General features: G+C 50.0%; 8 protein-coding genes. 5 read left to right on the top strand and 3 right to left on the bottom strand.

The genetic code is table 11. The features are described from left to right. Positions 1-63: 63 nt before the first annotated feature. Positions 64-924, top strand: a complete 861-nt coding sequence (locus TSUB_RS11915) for a sulfurtransferase (RefSeq protein ID WP_087017621.1) — start codon at positions 64-66, stop codon at positions 922-924. Beyond that, positions 917-2,335, top strand: coding sequence for a dihydrolipoyl dehydrogenase family protein (locus TSUB_RS11910; protein ID WP_159064809.1), 1,419 nt, complete (start codon positions 917-919; stop codon positions 2,333-2,335). Before TSUB_RS11915 ends, TSUB_RS11910 begins: the two co-directional genes overlap by 8 nt. 105 nt (positions 2,336-2,440) lie before the next feature. Here TSUB_RS11910 and glpC read toward each other — a convergent pair whose 3' ends face one another. The 3 genes from glpC to glpA are packed head-to-tail and all read right to left on the bottom strand — an operon-like array spanning position 2,441 to position 6,619. Then, the gene (gene glpC, locus TSUB_RS11905; protein ID WP_087017618.1) at positions 2,441-3,670 is read right to left on the bottom strand and encodes an anaerobic glycerol-3-phosphate dehydrogenase subunit GlpC; all 1,230 of its coding nucleotides are present in this window, start codon (positions 3,668-3,670) and stop codon (positions 2,441-2,443) included. Continuing rightward, complete coding sequence (gene glpB / locus TSUB_RS11900) at positions 3,670-4,965, bottom strand: glycerol-3-phosphate dehydrogenase subunit GlpB (protein WP_087017616.1); 1,296 nt, start codon at positions 4,963-4,965, stop codon at positions 3,670-3,672. The genes glpC and glpB overlap by 1 nt, the downstream gene beginning before the upstream one ends. A gap of 1 nt (position 4,966) precedes the next feature. Next, the gene (gene glpA / locus TSUB_RS11895; protein ID WP_087017614.1) at positions 4,967-6,619 is read right to left on the bottom strand and encodes an anaerobic glycerol-3-phosphate dehydrogenase subunit A; all 1,653 of its coding nucleotides are present in this window, start codon (positions 6,617-6,619) and stop codon (positions 4,967-4,969) included. A 233-nt stretch (positions 6,620-6,852) separates the two neighbouring features. Between glpA and TSUB_RS11890 the strand changes: the two genes are divergently transcribed. From TSUB_RS11890 to TSUB_RS11880, 3 genes are all read left to right on the top strand, one after another. After that, a complete protein-coding gene (locus TSUB_RS11890; RefSeq protein WP_087017612.1) occupies positions 6,853-8,037 on the top strand; it encodes a 4-phosphoerythronate dehydrogenase in 1,185 nt (394 codons plus the stop codon). Beyond that, entirely contained in the window at positions 8,021-9,034 is a 1,014-nt protein-coding gene (locus TSUB_RS11885; protein ID WP_087017610.1) for an aspartate-semialdehyde dehydrogenase, read from the top strand. The genes TSUB_RS11890 and TSUB_RS11885 overlap by 17 nt, the downstream gene beginning before the upstream one ends. 202 nt (positions 9,035-9,236) lie before the next feature. Beyond that, the gene (locus TSUB_RS11880) at positions 9,237-15,698 is read left to right on the top strand and encodes a FimV/HubP family polar landmark protein (RefSeq protein WP_159064808.1); all 6,462 of its coding nucleotides are present in this window, start codon (positions 9,237-9,239) and stop codon (positions 15,696-15,698) included. The last annotated feature ends 43 nt before the right edge of the window (positions 15,699-15,741 follow it).

The raw sequence follows: 15,741 nt of genomic DNA, 5'->3' as shown, positions 1-15,741 counted from the left end.
ACGCGCTCGGTGCCTGACCACAATGTGGGTAAGGCACCGTTTGCCAATCAATGAGGGAATGCAATGACTGCTTTAATGGAAGCCGCGCAACTCGCGGATGTTTTGGCAGCGCATGACTGCCGAATTTTCGATATGCGTGGCGAAAAAGCCTATTCACAAGGGCATGTGGCAGGGGCGGTGAACGTACCGAGAGCGACCCTATTTAGTACAGCCTACCCTTATGCGTGCATGCGTTTAGACTCCGACGCACTACAACGGATGCTGCGCGCATTGGGGGTAAACAAAGATCAAACGCTCGTTCTATACGATGACAGAGCAAACTACGACAGCTGTCGATTTTGGTGGTTGTTGGCCGTATATGGTTTTAGAAACGTGATGATCATTGATGGCGGAATCGATGCGTTACTCGAAGCCAGTGTCTCTTTGGTCAGCGAACCGCCGAGCTACGCAGAGGGTGATTTTGCCTTTGACGCCTCAGTGTCGCGTCAAGACTGGCTCAGCGACCATGTTGAATTGCAGTCCGTTGTGTCTGAGAAGCGTGATACGGCGAGCGTGCTGCTTGATGTGCGTCTGCCTGCGGAGTTTAATGGTCAAGAGTGTGTCGCGGGTGCCAGTTATGCCGGGCGATTGCCCAACGCAAAATGGCTGGACTTTCACGACACTGTCGATAAGCAGAACGCCAACCGCTTCAAATCCAAAGCGGCGTTGCTCGCCTTATGCGAGCAAGTGGGCTTAAACCCAAGCCAAACCATCCATTGTTACTGTCACGCGGGTATCCGCTCGGCACACACGCTGTTTGCCTTGACGCAAATTCTCGGTTTTCCTCATGTCACTAACTATGATGGTTCTTGGATAGAGTGGTCCTATTTAGGTTTGCCCTATGAATCAGAGGGTTTGCCACAAGATGAGGTGGCCGATGTATGATCTCGTGATTATTGGCGCTGGCGCAGGGGGATTAAGAGCGGCCTCCACCGCGTTAAGAGCTGGCATGCGGGTTGCAATTGTCGAAGCGCAACCTGAAATGGGGGGAGACTGTTTGCATCATGGCTGCGTACCCTCCAAAGCGCTGATTAAGGTTGCTGCAGAGGTGCATCAATGGCGAAAAAGTGCGCGCCTGTTTGGTGGTCAACTGCCAGAATCCCTGTCTCGGCCGTTGTCGATGGCGTTAGTCAAGTCACGTGTTCGCGCCGCGATCGAAACCTTGTTTTATCATGACAGTGATGAGCGCTTTGAAGCCATGGGCGCCGATATTTTTCACGCCCGTGGCGAGTTTATTGATGCGACCACACTGGCGTTGCATCCAAGCCCGTCGTTTGAAGCGACGTGCCCTGCGCAGGTGACAGGCAAGCACTTTATTATCGCGACGGGCTCTCGTCCTGTATTACCACCGATACCGGGCCTCAATACCATTGACTACCTGACCAATGAAACCCTCTTTGATCTTGAGGCGTTGCCCGAACATCTTGTTGTTGTGGGAGGTGGCGTCATCGGGTTGGAGCTCGGGCAATCCTTTGCGAGGTTAGGCAGTCGCGTGACTGTTGTTGAAGCGTCGAAGGTCTTATTAGCGAATGAAGAGCCGCAAGTCAGAGACGTGTTATGCCAGCACTTGCGTGAAGAGCTCAGTTTGTTGTCAGGGTGCCAAGTCTCGGGTGTGACTCAGCGTGAAGGCAGAAAGATTGCTGTCGACATTCAGTGTGATAACGAAGTACAGACATTGCAGTGCAGCCATGTCTTGGTTGCGGCAGGGCGTCGTCCTACAACTGATGATTTAGGGCTCTCAGCAGCGGGTGTGAACACTCATCGGCATGCGATTAAGGTTGATGCTTATGGCCGGACGTCTCAACCGCATATCTTTGCGGTTGGGGATGTGAATGGGCAATTTGCCTTTACGCATGCGGCAGGCTATCAGGGCAAACGTGTTGTTGAAAACTTACTCAGTGACACCGTGTATTCAACTGATCACCACGGTATGTGCTGGGCCATTTACACCTCGCCTGAGGTCTATCACCTAGGGCAAACCGCAGCGCAGTTGCGCGAGGCGGAGAGGAACTTTCACACCGTTGTCGTCGACCCTAGCCAGTTAGATCGATTTGTGACTGAGCAACACCCTACGGCATCAGTCGTCGTCCATCTCACGTCGGCTGGCGAAATCCTCGGTGCGCATGCGGTGGGGGAACATGCGAGCGATTGGATGCAGTCCTTTTCAGTTGCGATGCAAAATGGATTAACGCTTGAGCAGATCTCTTCTGGTTTCTTTCCTTATCCAGCCAGAACTGAAGTGGTGTTAGCGGTAGAACGCGCTTGGCGCGACATTTGCGCAACCTTGTCGTCTTAGTGCTCTACAGCGTTGGTCATTGAATGATGGGTCATAAAATGAAAGCCTCAATTGGTTAGATTGAGGCTTTTTTCTTACCGCACAGTGAGTGCAAGGAGGGGGAAACTAGTTATCGGTGAGACTATCATCGTCATTGGCCAAAGCCATCGCTATCAATGACAAAGGGTGAATGGCTTGATGTGGGGTATTTTCTTCAATTTGCCATTTGCAGGTTTCGCAATCGGTGATCACAAAATCAGGTTGATTCTCGGTGATCGTGTCAAATACTGGCGTGCCTATCTTGATAGAGGTTTGATAGTGCTCGGCTTTAAAGCCATAGGTCCCTGCTGAGCCGCAGCACTGACTGTCGAGTATGTTGAGATGGATGCCCGGAATCGCTCGCAGCAGTTCAATGGTGTATAACTGATTGCCACTTTTTTCTAGATGGCAAGGGGTGTGGTAATCGACGCGAAGGTTGAGCTTCTTCATCTTGGGTTGGTTGCCATGCATGAACTCCGTCAGTAAGAAGCGACTGATATAGTGAATTTTGTCCCGTACCGCACCGTTATCAACGTTAAGGACATGAGGGTACTCATCACGCAGTGTCATGGCACAGGTGGAGGACGTTGACAGTATCGGCGCAGAGTGTTGTTGTAGCGCGTTGGTCATCGCACTGACATTTCGTTGCGCATTTTGCGTGGCCTTTTTAAAGAATCCGTTGGCGATCAGCGGCACGCCGCAGCACTGCTCTTTTTCCAATAGCGTGACGCCAATGCCCATGGCATTGAGCACCTTGACCAGATCTTTGCCTTGCTGGGGATTATTATAGTTCACGTAGCAGCCATGAAAATAGTGCACCTGCCTGTCGAACTTTTCTTGTTGTGCACGTTGTTTATTAAACCAGCGTCGGAAAGTACCGCCACGTGCATATTTCGGCAAGCGTTTGTGATCGTGAATCCCGAGCGTTTTGTGCATCAGAGATTTGATCGGTTTGACATCGGTGACAGCATTGACAATCGGCGCGAACGGCGTTGATAACGAGCCCATGAGGTCGGTGTGACCAAGAATAAAGTCACGCACCGTTTTTGGGCTAAGTGGCTTTTTCGCATGTTTCTTTCTGGCAATGGCGATGATGTCGCCAATCTTCACGCCTGATGGACAGGCCGTCTCGCAGCGTTTGCAGTTAGTGCATGCGCTCATCATTTCATCATAGTAAGCCGGGTCTTTGCGACGCAAACGCTCGCCATCTGGACCATAGGTTTTGGGGCCGAGAAAATCGGGATTGTGTTTAGAGACAGGGCAGTAAACGGTACAAACTGTGCATTTGATGCACTGGTCGAAGCTGGTGTTTTCCATTAGGCGATGTCTCCATCGATCTGTGCTGTCGTTTCAGAAAGAATGTGTTCAGCGATGGCATAACCGCTAGAGATAGCCACACCGCTGCCACTGCCTTCAAATACCGGGTCATAGTGGGCGAGCACAGCGCCAGCGCAAAATAAGTTCGGTACGGTTTTTCCGTCCTTCTCCGGCTGAAAGGCTTGATTGGTTGTGACGCCTTGCTGCATGAACTGGTGCGGATGGGGGCTTAAAAAGTCATCGTGAAAGGGCACATCAGCTGACGATGCAATCGATAAGTCGAAGATAGGTTCACGAATCTGTTTTCGTTCGGCCAGCAAGCCGCGACTAAAATAGCTGCCTGATGCTAAGACAAAGTGATTGGCACGTAGCGGCATATCGTGATTGCGGCTGATGACGGCACTGACTTTACCATTGTCGAAAATACCTTGTTGGACTTGATCGCCATTTAAAAGCATCCCACCGACTTCACGAAGGCGACGTTTTAACGCTTCTTCTATTCGCAATCCCATTAACGAGGGAGGCATCGTTGGCATCTCAAAAAGGTTCAGCCCACAGCGTTGACGGAGTTTCGCGATAACTTGTTGGCCGTCACCATTGCCAACGCAGGCGGGGAGAATAATGACATCAGCATGCTTGGCATGACGTTGCAATTGATCGGCGAGTGCGTTCAGTTGCGATGATGTTTGCAGAAAGTGGGCAATGTCGATAGAACGGTATTCGCAAGGTTGGGGTAGTGTGGGTAAATCTAGCGTGATGGTATCTATCTTCGCCTGCGCGAACTTAGGATGTTTGCTGAGGTTCTCTTTTAACAAGGTCGGTTGGAAGTCGCGATAGCCTCTAATTGTCGCGATGACAATATGTTGAGGGGCGTGGTGCGGGTTTTCATCAATGGGCAACATCAGTGATGAAGGCTGCGATAGATACGTAGATCGGAGTGCACCAAGCGGCGTTAATCGTTGATGATTGGCCTCCCCTGAGGCATGCACTAACTTTACCCCTTGCAACGTGAGCTGGGTTTCAAACCAATCGAGTGAGGCTTTCACTTGTTGGCGGTTAAGCTTTGCATAAGGGTGGTGTGGAAAATGTTGCTTGAACTCAGCGCAGCTTTCAAAGGGGTGGGTCACCGGGGTGCCATCCGGTAACTGGCCGAGGACATCAATCGCCCCTGAAGAGAAATGCAGCGCGCTTTGCCCCGCACTGATAACGGCGACTTTTTGCCCTTGCTCGCTACAGCGGATGGCGCAACTTAGGCCAGCAATTCCGCCGCCGATAATAAGGGTATCAAACTGCATATCATGCCTCCTGTTCGTTGTGCTGTGGAAATGAGGATGGTTGAGGTTCACTGGCGAAATCTGAAATCCCCATCAAACCTTCGTAGATCCAATAGGTAAACTCGGCTTCGCGCTGGGCATCTCCCCAGAACACGGGTTTGATACCTTTCCAACGTTCTTCTAAAAAGCGGTGCAGCAGGTGTGAAGCATGGTGCTTTCCATGGCCGAGCTCGGAAAACAGGCCAGCCGCACGATAGGCACAGAGTTCGCCTTGGCAAGGCCCCATGCCTAAGCGGGTTCGACGCCGCAGATCGGTGATGGTATCGACGTGGAGTTGATTAATGGCATATCGAATCTCGCCTTTAGTGACCATTTCGCATTCGCAAACAAGTGTTTCATCATCGGTGTTCTGTCCGAGGAAATCGGCGGCGCGCTCACCGTGGCGATGGCATGCCGAGGCATAAATAGGTTTAGCGATGCTGGCTGTGTGGCGTTTATTGGGTTGTTGCGCATTTGAACCGGGCAAGGGCCGTGTGTCGGTAGTACATGGCGTGCTCACCCCCAGTTTTTTGGCGACTAAGTCGGTGGCTTGCTCTGCCATTAAACGATAGGTCATGAGTTTGCCGCCGGTAATGGTATTGAACCCACTGAGACCATCGCGTTCAGCGTGATCGAGCAGCACAATCCCTCGACTAATATCACGGCCACTGCTGTCGCCGCCAATAGAAACTAAGGGGCGTACACCCGCGTAAGCGCGCAAAACGCGAGTATTACGCATGATGGGGGCGAGCTTGCACCCTTCTTCAATTAAGACGTCGACTTCGTCTGGCGTGACGTGCAGGTTGTCAATCTGGTCATAGCCAATTTCTTCAGACGTCGTACCGATCAAAGAGATGGTGTCGCCTGGCACAAGGATATCGGCGTCGGCTGGGGCTCGGCAGCGATTGAGCACGACGTTATTGATCCGGTAGTCAAGAATGAGGAGTGATCCTTTGGCGGGAAACATGGTGACATTGAGGTCAGCATATTCGCATAGCTGCTGTCCCCAAATCCCCGCTGCGTTAATGACTTCTTTGGCATAAACCGCGATCTTCTCACCGCTATTGAGACACAAGCATTCAACGCCAATCACGCGCTCTTGTTCTTGGATCAAGCCGGTAACCTGAGTACGGGTCAGTAAGCGCGCGCCATGCTCGATCGCATCAAGTGCATTTGATGCCGTTAAGCGAAAAGGATCTAGGGTGCCATCAGGGACCTGCACTGCACCAATGAGTTGTGGATTCGCATTGGGTTCGAGCATGAGTGCCTGTTGTTTTGACAGTGCCTGAGCGTCAATGCCTGCTTGTTGACAACTTGCGAGTAGCTCAGACTGATAGTCTAATCCGTCTTCAGGTAATGAAATGAAAAGGCCTTGGCTATCTTCCACGCAGTGCTTGGCGATGCGGCGAAGAATCTTGTTTTCATTGATGCATTCACGTGCAGAATGTTGATCTTTTACCGCATAGCGGGCGCCTGAATGCAGTAACCCATGGTTTCTTCCGGTTGTGCCAGAAGCTAAGTCACTCTTTTCTATGAGAATACAAGGAATACCTCGTAAGGCACAATCACGCATTATGCCCGTGCCTGTTGCGCCACCGCCGATAATCACGACGTCAGTTTCAAAACGTTTTGTCATATCGCATTGCTCAAATGAATGTTCAAAGGAAAGTATGATGGGGCAAATGTGCCAAATTTTTCTGACTTTGGCGGTGATCTTGGCCACGTTTATGCGCGAATGAAAGTTGTTATATGTTGTTTTTGTGCTCAAGTGAACATTTTGCATTACGTTGAGTTTTGGAATGCGGCTTGACCCTGCGAAAAATCATCGCGATGATGCCGTTCACGCCAAGTAAAACCAGAAGGACGCAGATGAACATCGTCATTGATGAAAACATGCCCTATGCAGAAGCGCTGTTTACCCAGTTAGGGGAGGTGACATTGCTTCCCGGGCGAAATTTAACCGCAGACGATCTTGTCGATGTTGACGCCTTGATGATTCGTTCCGTGACCCAAGTCAATGCTGCGTTACTCGCCAAAGCGAATCGCTTGAAATTTGTCGGTACAGCGACAGCAGGCACGGATCATGTTGATAAAGCCTTGTTAGCTAACAAAGGGATAGCGTTCTATGGTGCGGCAGGCTGCAATAAGGTGGGGGTTGCCGAGTATGTATTGAGCTCCTTATTGGTGCTTGCCCAGCGAGATGGCTTTTCTGTTTTTGATCGTAAGGTCGGCATTGTTGGAGCCGGTAACGTTGGAAGTTATTTGGCATCATGTTTTCAAGCGTTAGGTGTCGAGGTTTTGCTTTGTGATCCACCTTTAGCTCAGCAAAACGATCCCCGCGAGTTTGTCGAGCTTGATACGCTCATCGCCCAATGCGATGTTGTTACCCTTCACACGCCGTTGGTGAAAGAGGGAGAACATACGACCTATCACCTGTTTGATGAGCAACGAATAAATAACTTGTTGCCGGGTACGATACTGATCAATGCGGCGCGAGGTGCGGTGGTTGATAATGCCGCCCTCAAACGTAAGTTGGTTGAACAAGATTCTGAGCAAGCGGGTATTACGGCCATTCTGGATGTGTTTGAGCATGAGCCGCTGGTTGATCTCGCACTGCTACCGCTGTTAGCCTTTGCAACGCCTCATGTCGCTGGCTATGGCTTGGAAGGAAAGGCGCGTGGTACGACGATGGTCTTCAATGCCTTTAGCGATTTTCTCGGCCAGAAAAACAGCGCCAACCCAGCGAATCTACTTCCGGAGGCATTCACTCCGAAGGTAAGTTTAGGGCAGCCCGTCGATCAATATTACCTGCAAACCCTCGTCCAACTGGTCTACGATGTCCGTAGAGATGACAGTGCGTTCCGCCGCGCCATGCAGGCATGTGGTGATGATGAAGCGAAAATGCGCGCCGAGTTTGACCATTTGCGTAAGAATTACTGGGATAGACGCGAATACAGTGCAATAACAGTAGCGGGCGACCCGAGTTTTGGGTTAGAGTCGCTGGCTAATTTAGGTTTTACAGTTGAGGATGTCTTGGATGAGCCAGGAATTTGATATTGCGATCCTCGGTGCAACAGGTGCCGTGGGTGAGACACTGATTGAAGTATTGGAAGCGCGTGACTTTCCGGTCGGCAATCTCTATCTGCTTGCGAGCGAACGCAGTGCAGGCAAGACACTCAAATTTAAGAACAAATCAATTCGTGTTCAAAATGTAGAAGAGTTCGATTGGAGCCAAGTTCACATCGCCTTCTTCTCTGCGGGTGGTGAAACCTCGGCTCATTGGGCGCCGATTGCTGCGGACGAAGGCGTCGTCGTTATCGATAACACCTCACACTTCCGCTACGATTATGACGTGCCTTTGGTGGTGCCTGAAGTTAACCCTGAAGCGGTGGCGGAGTTCCGTAATCGAAATATCATTGCCAATCCGAACTGTTCAACAATTCAGATGCTTGTCGCCCTGAAGCCCATTTATGATGCGTACGGGATTGACCGCATTAACGTATCTACTTACCAATCAGTCTCTGGCACCGGTAAATCAGGCATCGACGAGCTGGCGGGACAAACAGCAAAATTATTGAACGGTTTACCTGCGGAAAATAAAGCGTACGACAAGCAAATTGCCTTTAACTGTTTACCGCATATCGATCAGTTCATGGACAATGGTTACACCAAAGAAGAGATGAAGATGGTTTGGGAGACCCAAAAAATCTTCAACGACGCGTCTATTCGAGTGAATCCAACGTGTGTCCGTGTTCCTGTCTTCTATGGCCACGCAGAAGCTGTGCATGTAGAGACATTGCAGCCTGTTCATATTGAAGAAGCGGTCTCTTTGCTCGAAAATGCAGAAAACGTGGAGTTATTCCATGGAAACGACTACCCAACCCAAGTCTCAGAGGCAACGGGTAAAGACCATGTGATGGTGGCACGTGTGCGTGAAGATATTAGTCATCCAAATGGCCTAAATATGTGGGTTGTTGCTGATAATGTCCGTAAAGGGGCGGCGACCAATAGCGTACAAATTGCCGAAGTCTTGATTCGTGACTACCTGTAATTGAGAGTTTTGTTTATTTGATCTTCTCCGCAAAATATATGCCTGATTGACAGGCAAAAGTTCAAAAAAAGCGCTTATCTCCCATAAGCGCTTTTTTATTGTCTAAAATTGAGGGGTTTTTGCAGCAAACACTACAGTTTTGCTACCTGTTTCCGATATAGTGAGACTAAGTGTTTCATCCTGCCCAAGAGGACTACAGGCAGTGTCTTATAAATTTCCCGTTATTAAACGGTGCCTTCTAATTGCTTCAGTACTGATTGGTGTCGCTCCCTTTTCTGCTTCTTCAAATGTCATTCGCATTATTGGCCCAGAGCAAAATGCTCAAGCGCCAGAAGAGCCAGCACCACAAGTTCAACAAGCGCCGCAGGTGCGTCGTTATGGCCCAACGCGAAGCGATGAAACACTGTGGGCGATTGCTGATCGTAATCGTCCGACCGCAGATGTCTCAATCTATCAAGTTTTGTCTGCGATTCACCGCCTAAACCCGCAAGCGTTTGAAGATAACAACTTGCACGGTTTGCGTCCGGGTAGTGTGCTGATCATGCCAACGCTAGTTCAAATTCGCCAAGAGAATAGCGCCGATGTTGTTCGACGCCTTGAGCGAGATAAACGAAGCGTATCGCCGGTTACAACTCAGCCTGCTCGTCCTGCCACTCGCCCTCAAACTGCAACAGTGACGCCAAGGCCACAACCTTCAGCACCTGAAGTTGAAGACGTCGTGAAGCCAGCAGAACCTGAAATGATGGCGGATAAAGAGGCGATGCCCGCAGAAGAGGGTATGATTCCGCCGCGCCCAGAAATGATGGATGAGACTGTTCAAGAAATGATGGACGTGTCAGACGCGGAGCTGACCAAATTACGAGAGTCAAATCTACGCTTGCGTTTGCAGCTCGAGAACATGAAGTATGAGCTTTCAGCGATTCAAGAACAGCTCACAGAAGACGCCGATTTAAAAGGACAGATTCAAGACTTCATCGATATAGAAAAAGAAAAGCAAGCGGCCCGCGAGCAGGAGATGGCGAACCAGAAAAGCTTGGCCGACAGTCCACTGTTACTGTGGGGAAGCGCATTGACAGTGACCACCTTGCTGTCGGGTTTGATTGTTTTCCTTATCATGCGTCGTAAACCAGAAGAAGATGAAGCACCTAAAGCGCTTGAGCAACCTGCGCCGCAAGAGCCTGCATTGCCAGAGCTTGAAGAGGAGGTCGCTGACGATATCCCTGACCTTGCGTTGACGGATGATGATGCCTTGTTTGGTGATGAGGGCGGTGAGGAAGGCTTCGAACTTGCAGATGACGATGAGCCAAGTCCTGATCTCTCCGTGGATAGCGACCAGCCGGCGATTGGTTTGGAAGACATGGAACGTGCATTGGACGAGATGGATGATAAACCCATGTCGCCTGATGAAGAACTTGCAGCGCGTTGGGAGCAACAAGTTACCGAAGATGGGACCGACATGGGTGAAGAGGAAGACTTTGATCTCTCCTCTGATGATAGTGAAGAGCTGCTCGACCAATCCATGTTGGATGATTTACTCGGCAATATGGATGATCTTGCCGATGATGATACGCCTATCGAGGCTGAGCCCACCAGCGAGTCGAGCGACGACGAACCAGAAGCGGATTTCGCTGCTGAACAGGCAGAGCTAGATGCCTTGTTTGCAGAAGCAGAGGCAGCACCGACTGAAGAAAATGGTGCATTTGATCTTGATAGTGAAGACGATGAAGAGCCGATTCCTGGATTAGAGGATATCGATTCTCTGTTGAGTGAAGTCGATGAGACGGAAAGTGACGCCGACCCAGATGAAGTGTTAGCTGAACTGGATGCATTGACAGACGGCGAAGGGAATGAAGAAAACTTTGATCTTGATGAAGATATATTGAGTGAAGCAGCGCCGGTTGAGCTGGATAATGCTGAAGAGCCAGAGCCAGAGCCAGAGCCAGAGCCAGAGCCAGAGCCAGAGCCAGAGCCAGAGCCAGAGCCAGAAGAAAGCCTACCAGAACTTGAAGATACCACCACGCTACTCGATGAGTTGCTCGACGAGGCCGATGATGCTGCGTTAGAGACTGATATCGATGTTGATTTGAGTGATAGTAATGCCTTACTCGACGAGCTTCTTGATGAAGAGCCTGCCGATGCTGAAGGTACACCAGATTTAGAAAATAGCGATGCGCTGCTTGATGAGTTGTTAGATGAAGAGAGCAGTGATGACGAAGAGAATAATCAGGTTCTGGAGGAGTTAGCAACCAGTGATGCACTGCTTGATGAACTCTTGGATGAAACGCCTGATGAGCAAGGTGAAGAGGAAGCCTTAGATTTATCTGATAGTGATGCGTTGCTCGATGAGTTATTAGATGAAAGTGATTCTGAGGGCGAGACAGAAGAAAACTTCGATCTCTCGGAAAGTGACGCACTGCTCGATGAACTGCTTGAAGACGACGACGCTTCCAATGAGGAAGAGAATAGCGCCATGCTCGATCAGTTCTTAGATGAGGCAGTAGAAGAAACACAACTGCTTACTGAGAATGAAATTGATGAGGATACCCTCTCCGAGAGTGATGCGTTACTTGATGAGTTTCTTGAGGGGGGCGCAGAGCCAGTCGCCGATGAAGATGTATCGTTTGATGAGGTACTCGACGCGGTATCAGATGATGATCCTGTCCCAGAGAGTGTCTTGCCTGAACAGGCAAATACAGCCGATGAGGCGTCAGAATCGCCTGATGAATTGAACGATGATGTGAGCGGCGAAGATAACTCACTCGTCAATGATGCCCTTGAGGATGATGCTTCTGAGATGGATCTCGACTCGGAATTTGTACTTGATGAGCAAGGCGCGGAGCCAGAGCAGGCTGAAGCGGAAGATCTTAATGACTCTGAAAGTATCGAAGAAGCGTTTGAGACTGACGGTGGTCAAGACCAAGACCTTGAAGAGCATGACCTCGAAGAACGTGCCTCAGAAGAGCGCGAACTAGATGAGCTTGACTTAAATGATACTGATAGCGAGTTACAAACAGCGCTTGAAGAGAGTTCACCTGAAGATGATACGCCAGCATCAGACAGTTCAGAGATAGATACAGCAGACGCAGAAGAATCAGAGCCGCTCAGTGAAGATGCGAGAGAAGACGCTGAACTGCTTGAAGAAGCGCAGCAAGCGGATGTTGAACCTGTCGATGCGCTTGATGATGCATTCGATGCCTCTGAAGACGACGTCTCTGAAGAGCAACCTGAAGACACGATGGATGACGCGCCGCATGAGTTGTCTCTCGATGTGGAGGAAAGCGCAAACTTAGCTCTGGACGAGCCAGAGCTGGAACAGCCTGAGGCCGATGATCTTGATGATTCGGAAAGCATCGAAAAGGCGCTTGATACCGAAGAGTCGGTAGATACCGGCGATGGTCAAGACCAAGACCTAGAAGAGAATGACCAAGCAGCGCGTGAGCTGGATGATCTAGACCTAGATGATATCGATAGCGAGTTGCATGCAGCGCTTGAAGACAGCTCACCTGAAGAAATTGATACGCCAGCATCAGACAGTTCAGACATAGATACAGCAGACGTAGAAGAATCAGAGCCGCTCAGCGAAGAAGCGATAGAAGACGCTGAACCGATTGAAGAAGTGCAGCAAGCGGATGTTGAACCTGTCGACGCGCTTGATGATGCATTTGATGCCTCTGAAGACAATACCTCTGAAGACGATGTCTCTGAAGAGCAACCTGAAGAGACGATGGATGACGCGCCGCATGAGTTGTCTCTCGATGTGGAGGAAAGCGCAAACTTAGCGCTGGACGAGCCAGAGCTGGAACAGCCTGAGGCCGATGATCTTGATGTTTTGGAAAGCATCGAAGAGGCGCTTGATACCGAAGAGGTGGTTGAGACCGATGATGGTCAAGACCAAGACCTAGAAGAGCATGACCTCGAAGAACGTGACCCAGAAGAGCATGACCAAGCAGCGCGTGAGCTGAATGATCTAGACCCAGATGATATCGATATCGATAGCGAGTTGCAGGCAGCGCTTGAAGACAGCTCACCTGAAAATGATACGCCAGCATCAGACAGTTCAGACATAGATACAGCAGACGTAGAAGAATCAGAGCCGCTCAGCGAAGAAGCGATAGAAGACGCTGAACTGCTTGAAGAAGTGCAGCAAGCGGATGTTGAACCTGTCGACGCGCTTGATGATGCATTTGATGCCTCTGAAGGCGACGTCTCTGAAGAACTACAGCCTGAAGAGACGATGGATGACGCGCCGCATGAGTTGTCTCTCGATGCAGAGGAAAGTGCAGGCTTAGCACTGGACGAGCCAGAGCTGGAACAGCCTGAGGCCGATTATCTTGATGTTTTGGACAGCATCGAAGAGGCGCTTGATACCGAAGAGTCGGTAGAGACCGGCGATGGTCAAGACCAAGACCTAGAAGAGCATGACCAAGCAGCGCGTGAACTGGATGATCTAGACCTAGATGATATTGATAGCGAGTTGCAGGAAGCGCTTGAAGAGAGTTCACCTGAAAATGACCTGCCAGCATCAGACAGTTCAGATATAGACAAAGCAGACGCAGAAGTCTCAGAAGCGCTCAGCGAAGATGCGCTGGCAGACGCTGAAATGCTTGAAGAAGCGTCGCAAGAGGATGCTGAACCCATTGATGTACTTGATGCTGAAGAGAGTATTGAAGACGATTTTCAGCTTGAGAGTGACACGCAGCCCACGAGTGACATAGACGCATTAGAAACAGATGAACTAGACGATGAAGTCTCCTCAGAAGAGGTTCAGGAGACACACTCACCACAGGAGACACAATCACCATCAACAGATCCGCGTGACGAAGCGCCGAGAGGTATCGATGACTTTGTTGCAGAGCTTGACGAGATAGAAGAAGCGCAAACGCAAGAACTTGATGAAGAGGATCTCACAGCGTTTAATCTCACCGATGATGCGCTTTCCGTTGAAGAAGAAGATGAGTTTGCTATCGATGAGAGTGAAAGTGACGCGTTTCTTAAGGAACTTGAAAGCGATGTCGTTTCTGCACTCGATGACGATGAAGCGGCTATTGAGGCTTTGTTGGGAGAATCATTGAATGAGGATGAAGCAGACCTAGAAGCACTGCTCTCAGAAGGTGATGATTTTGATGATGAAATCAGCGAAATGTTGGAGGCTGCAGAACCACCTGTCATGGAAGATTGGCAGTCTGAATCATTGAGCGATGATGATGATTTGTCAGAATTTGAAACCCTAGCCAAAGACTTTCAAGGTCAAACTGTTGAGCAAGCACTGAATGAACTTGAAGCGGATGAACCGCTTGAAGAGACGTTGGAAACACTTGAGGGCGAAGAGGCTATTTCGCTCACAGACTTGCCCGAGTTCAGTGAAGAAGATGCGCTACGCGAAGTTGAAAGTGAGTTCGGCCCCATCGAAGAAGCGCCGTCATCCGCCGAACCTGATACAGTAGAACCCACGGCGGCGGAGAGTGTAGAGTCGGACTCTTCGGTTGAAGATGTACCGCCTCAAGAGGAGCTTGAAGCGCAGCCTACTGCGACCGATGTTGATGAAGAGGAGCTTGGTTTCGCATTTAAAGACGCGATTGATATCGATGATTTACCCGAGTTCAACGAGGACGATGCGTTTGCGGCTGTGCTAGAAGAGCAGTTGGAGCTGGACGAGGGTAAAACAGAGTATCAGACCGAACGCGGTTTGAATGACCTGAAGGTGGATGCTGAGCCAACGGATCAGGCGCCTAATGTCGAGGCCACTTCACCGGACGTTGAATCACCAAGTCAAGGTGCTGAAACAGACTCACGTTACCCAGACGGATTGCAATCTTCTGATCTGAGCTTAGATAGCCTTGATGAGGACTTTGTTGATTCGGCTGGCTTAGACATGGGCGCTTTGTTGACAGATGTGGACGATCTTCTTTCTGAGTTAAGCGAAGATATGTCGATGACAGATGAAGCCGTGAGTGCTGACTCTGCGGAAGCGTCGCTGAGTCTAGAGGGCGTAGACTTTGATGATGCGATTTCAGAAATTGACTCGTATATGGATGAGGTCGAGCTCACACCTGAAGCTCCGGAGACATCTGGACAAGCATTAGATGACTCACCTTTGACAGAAGACGAGTTAGCGCTGCCAGAAGAAGACTATACGCCGGATGATGATGAAGCGGCAATCTGGGAAGCCGCCGCAACGCCTGAGCCAGAGCTGGAAGGTGAAGATTGGGGTGATCAACCACAGCTGTCGCAAGATGATATCGCTGAGGAAAATACACCGTTTGAAATACCCGAAGATCCGTTGGCTGAGAGTGAACTTGCCGAAGAGCCACTGACAGAGGAGATGGTTGAAAGCCGTTTGGTTGAGCAAGAAGAACCCGCAGCGGATTACATCAGTATTGAAGAACTGATGAAAGATCAACCGGATGAGAGCCATGTTGATCCGAATTCGATTCCAATGAACTTAAACGTGGGGTTGGAAGATTTCCCTGATGTGCTGGATGATATTGGCTTAGATGATGTTGACGTTGCCAGTGATGTTGACAGTAAGTTAGATCTGGCGAAAGCATACCTAGAAATGAATGATTTTGATGGAGCACAAGTGCTACTTGATGAAGTGTTGGCAGAAGCTGAGGGGGATAAGCTCAGTGAAGCAAAAGCGCTGCTAGAGAAGTTAAGGGCGTAATCCAGAATCGAAACATCAATGAATTAAGCGCCTCTCTCTTCGG

It is taken from the genome of Thaumasiovibrio subtropicus (assembly GCF_019703835.1).
Taxonomy (GTDB): Bacteria; Pseudomonadota; Gammaproteobacteria; order Enterobacterales; family Vibrionaceae; genus Thaumasiovibrio; species Thaumasiovibrio subtropicus.
This window is presented reverse-complemented; position numbering and strand designations above follow the sequence as displayed.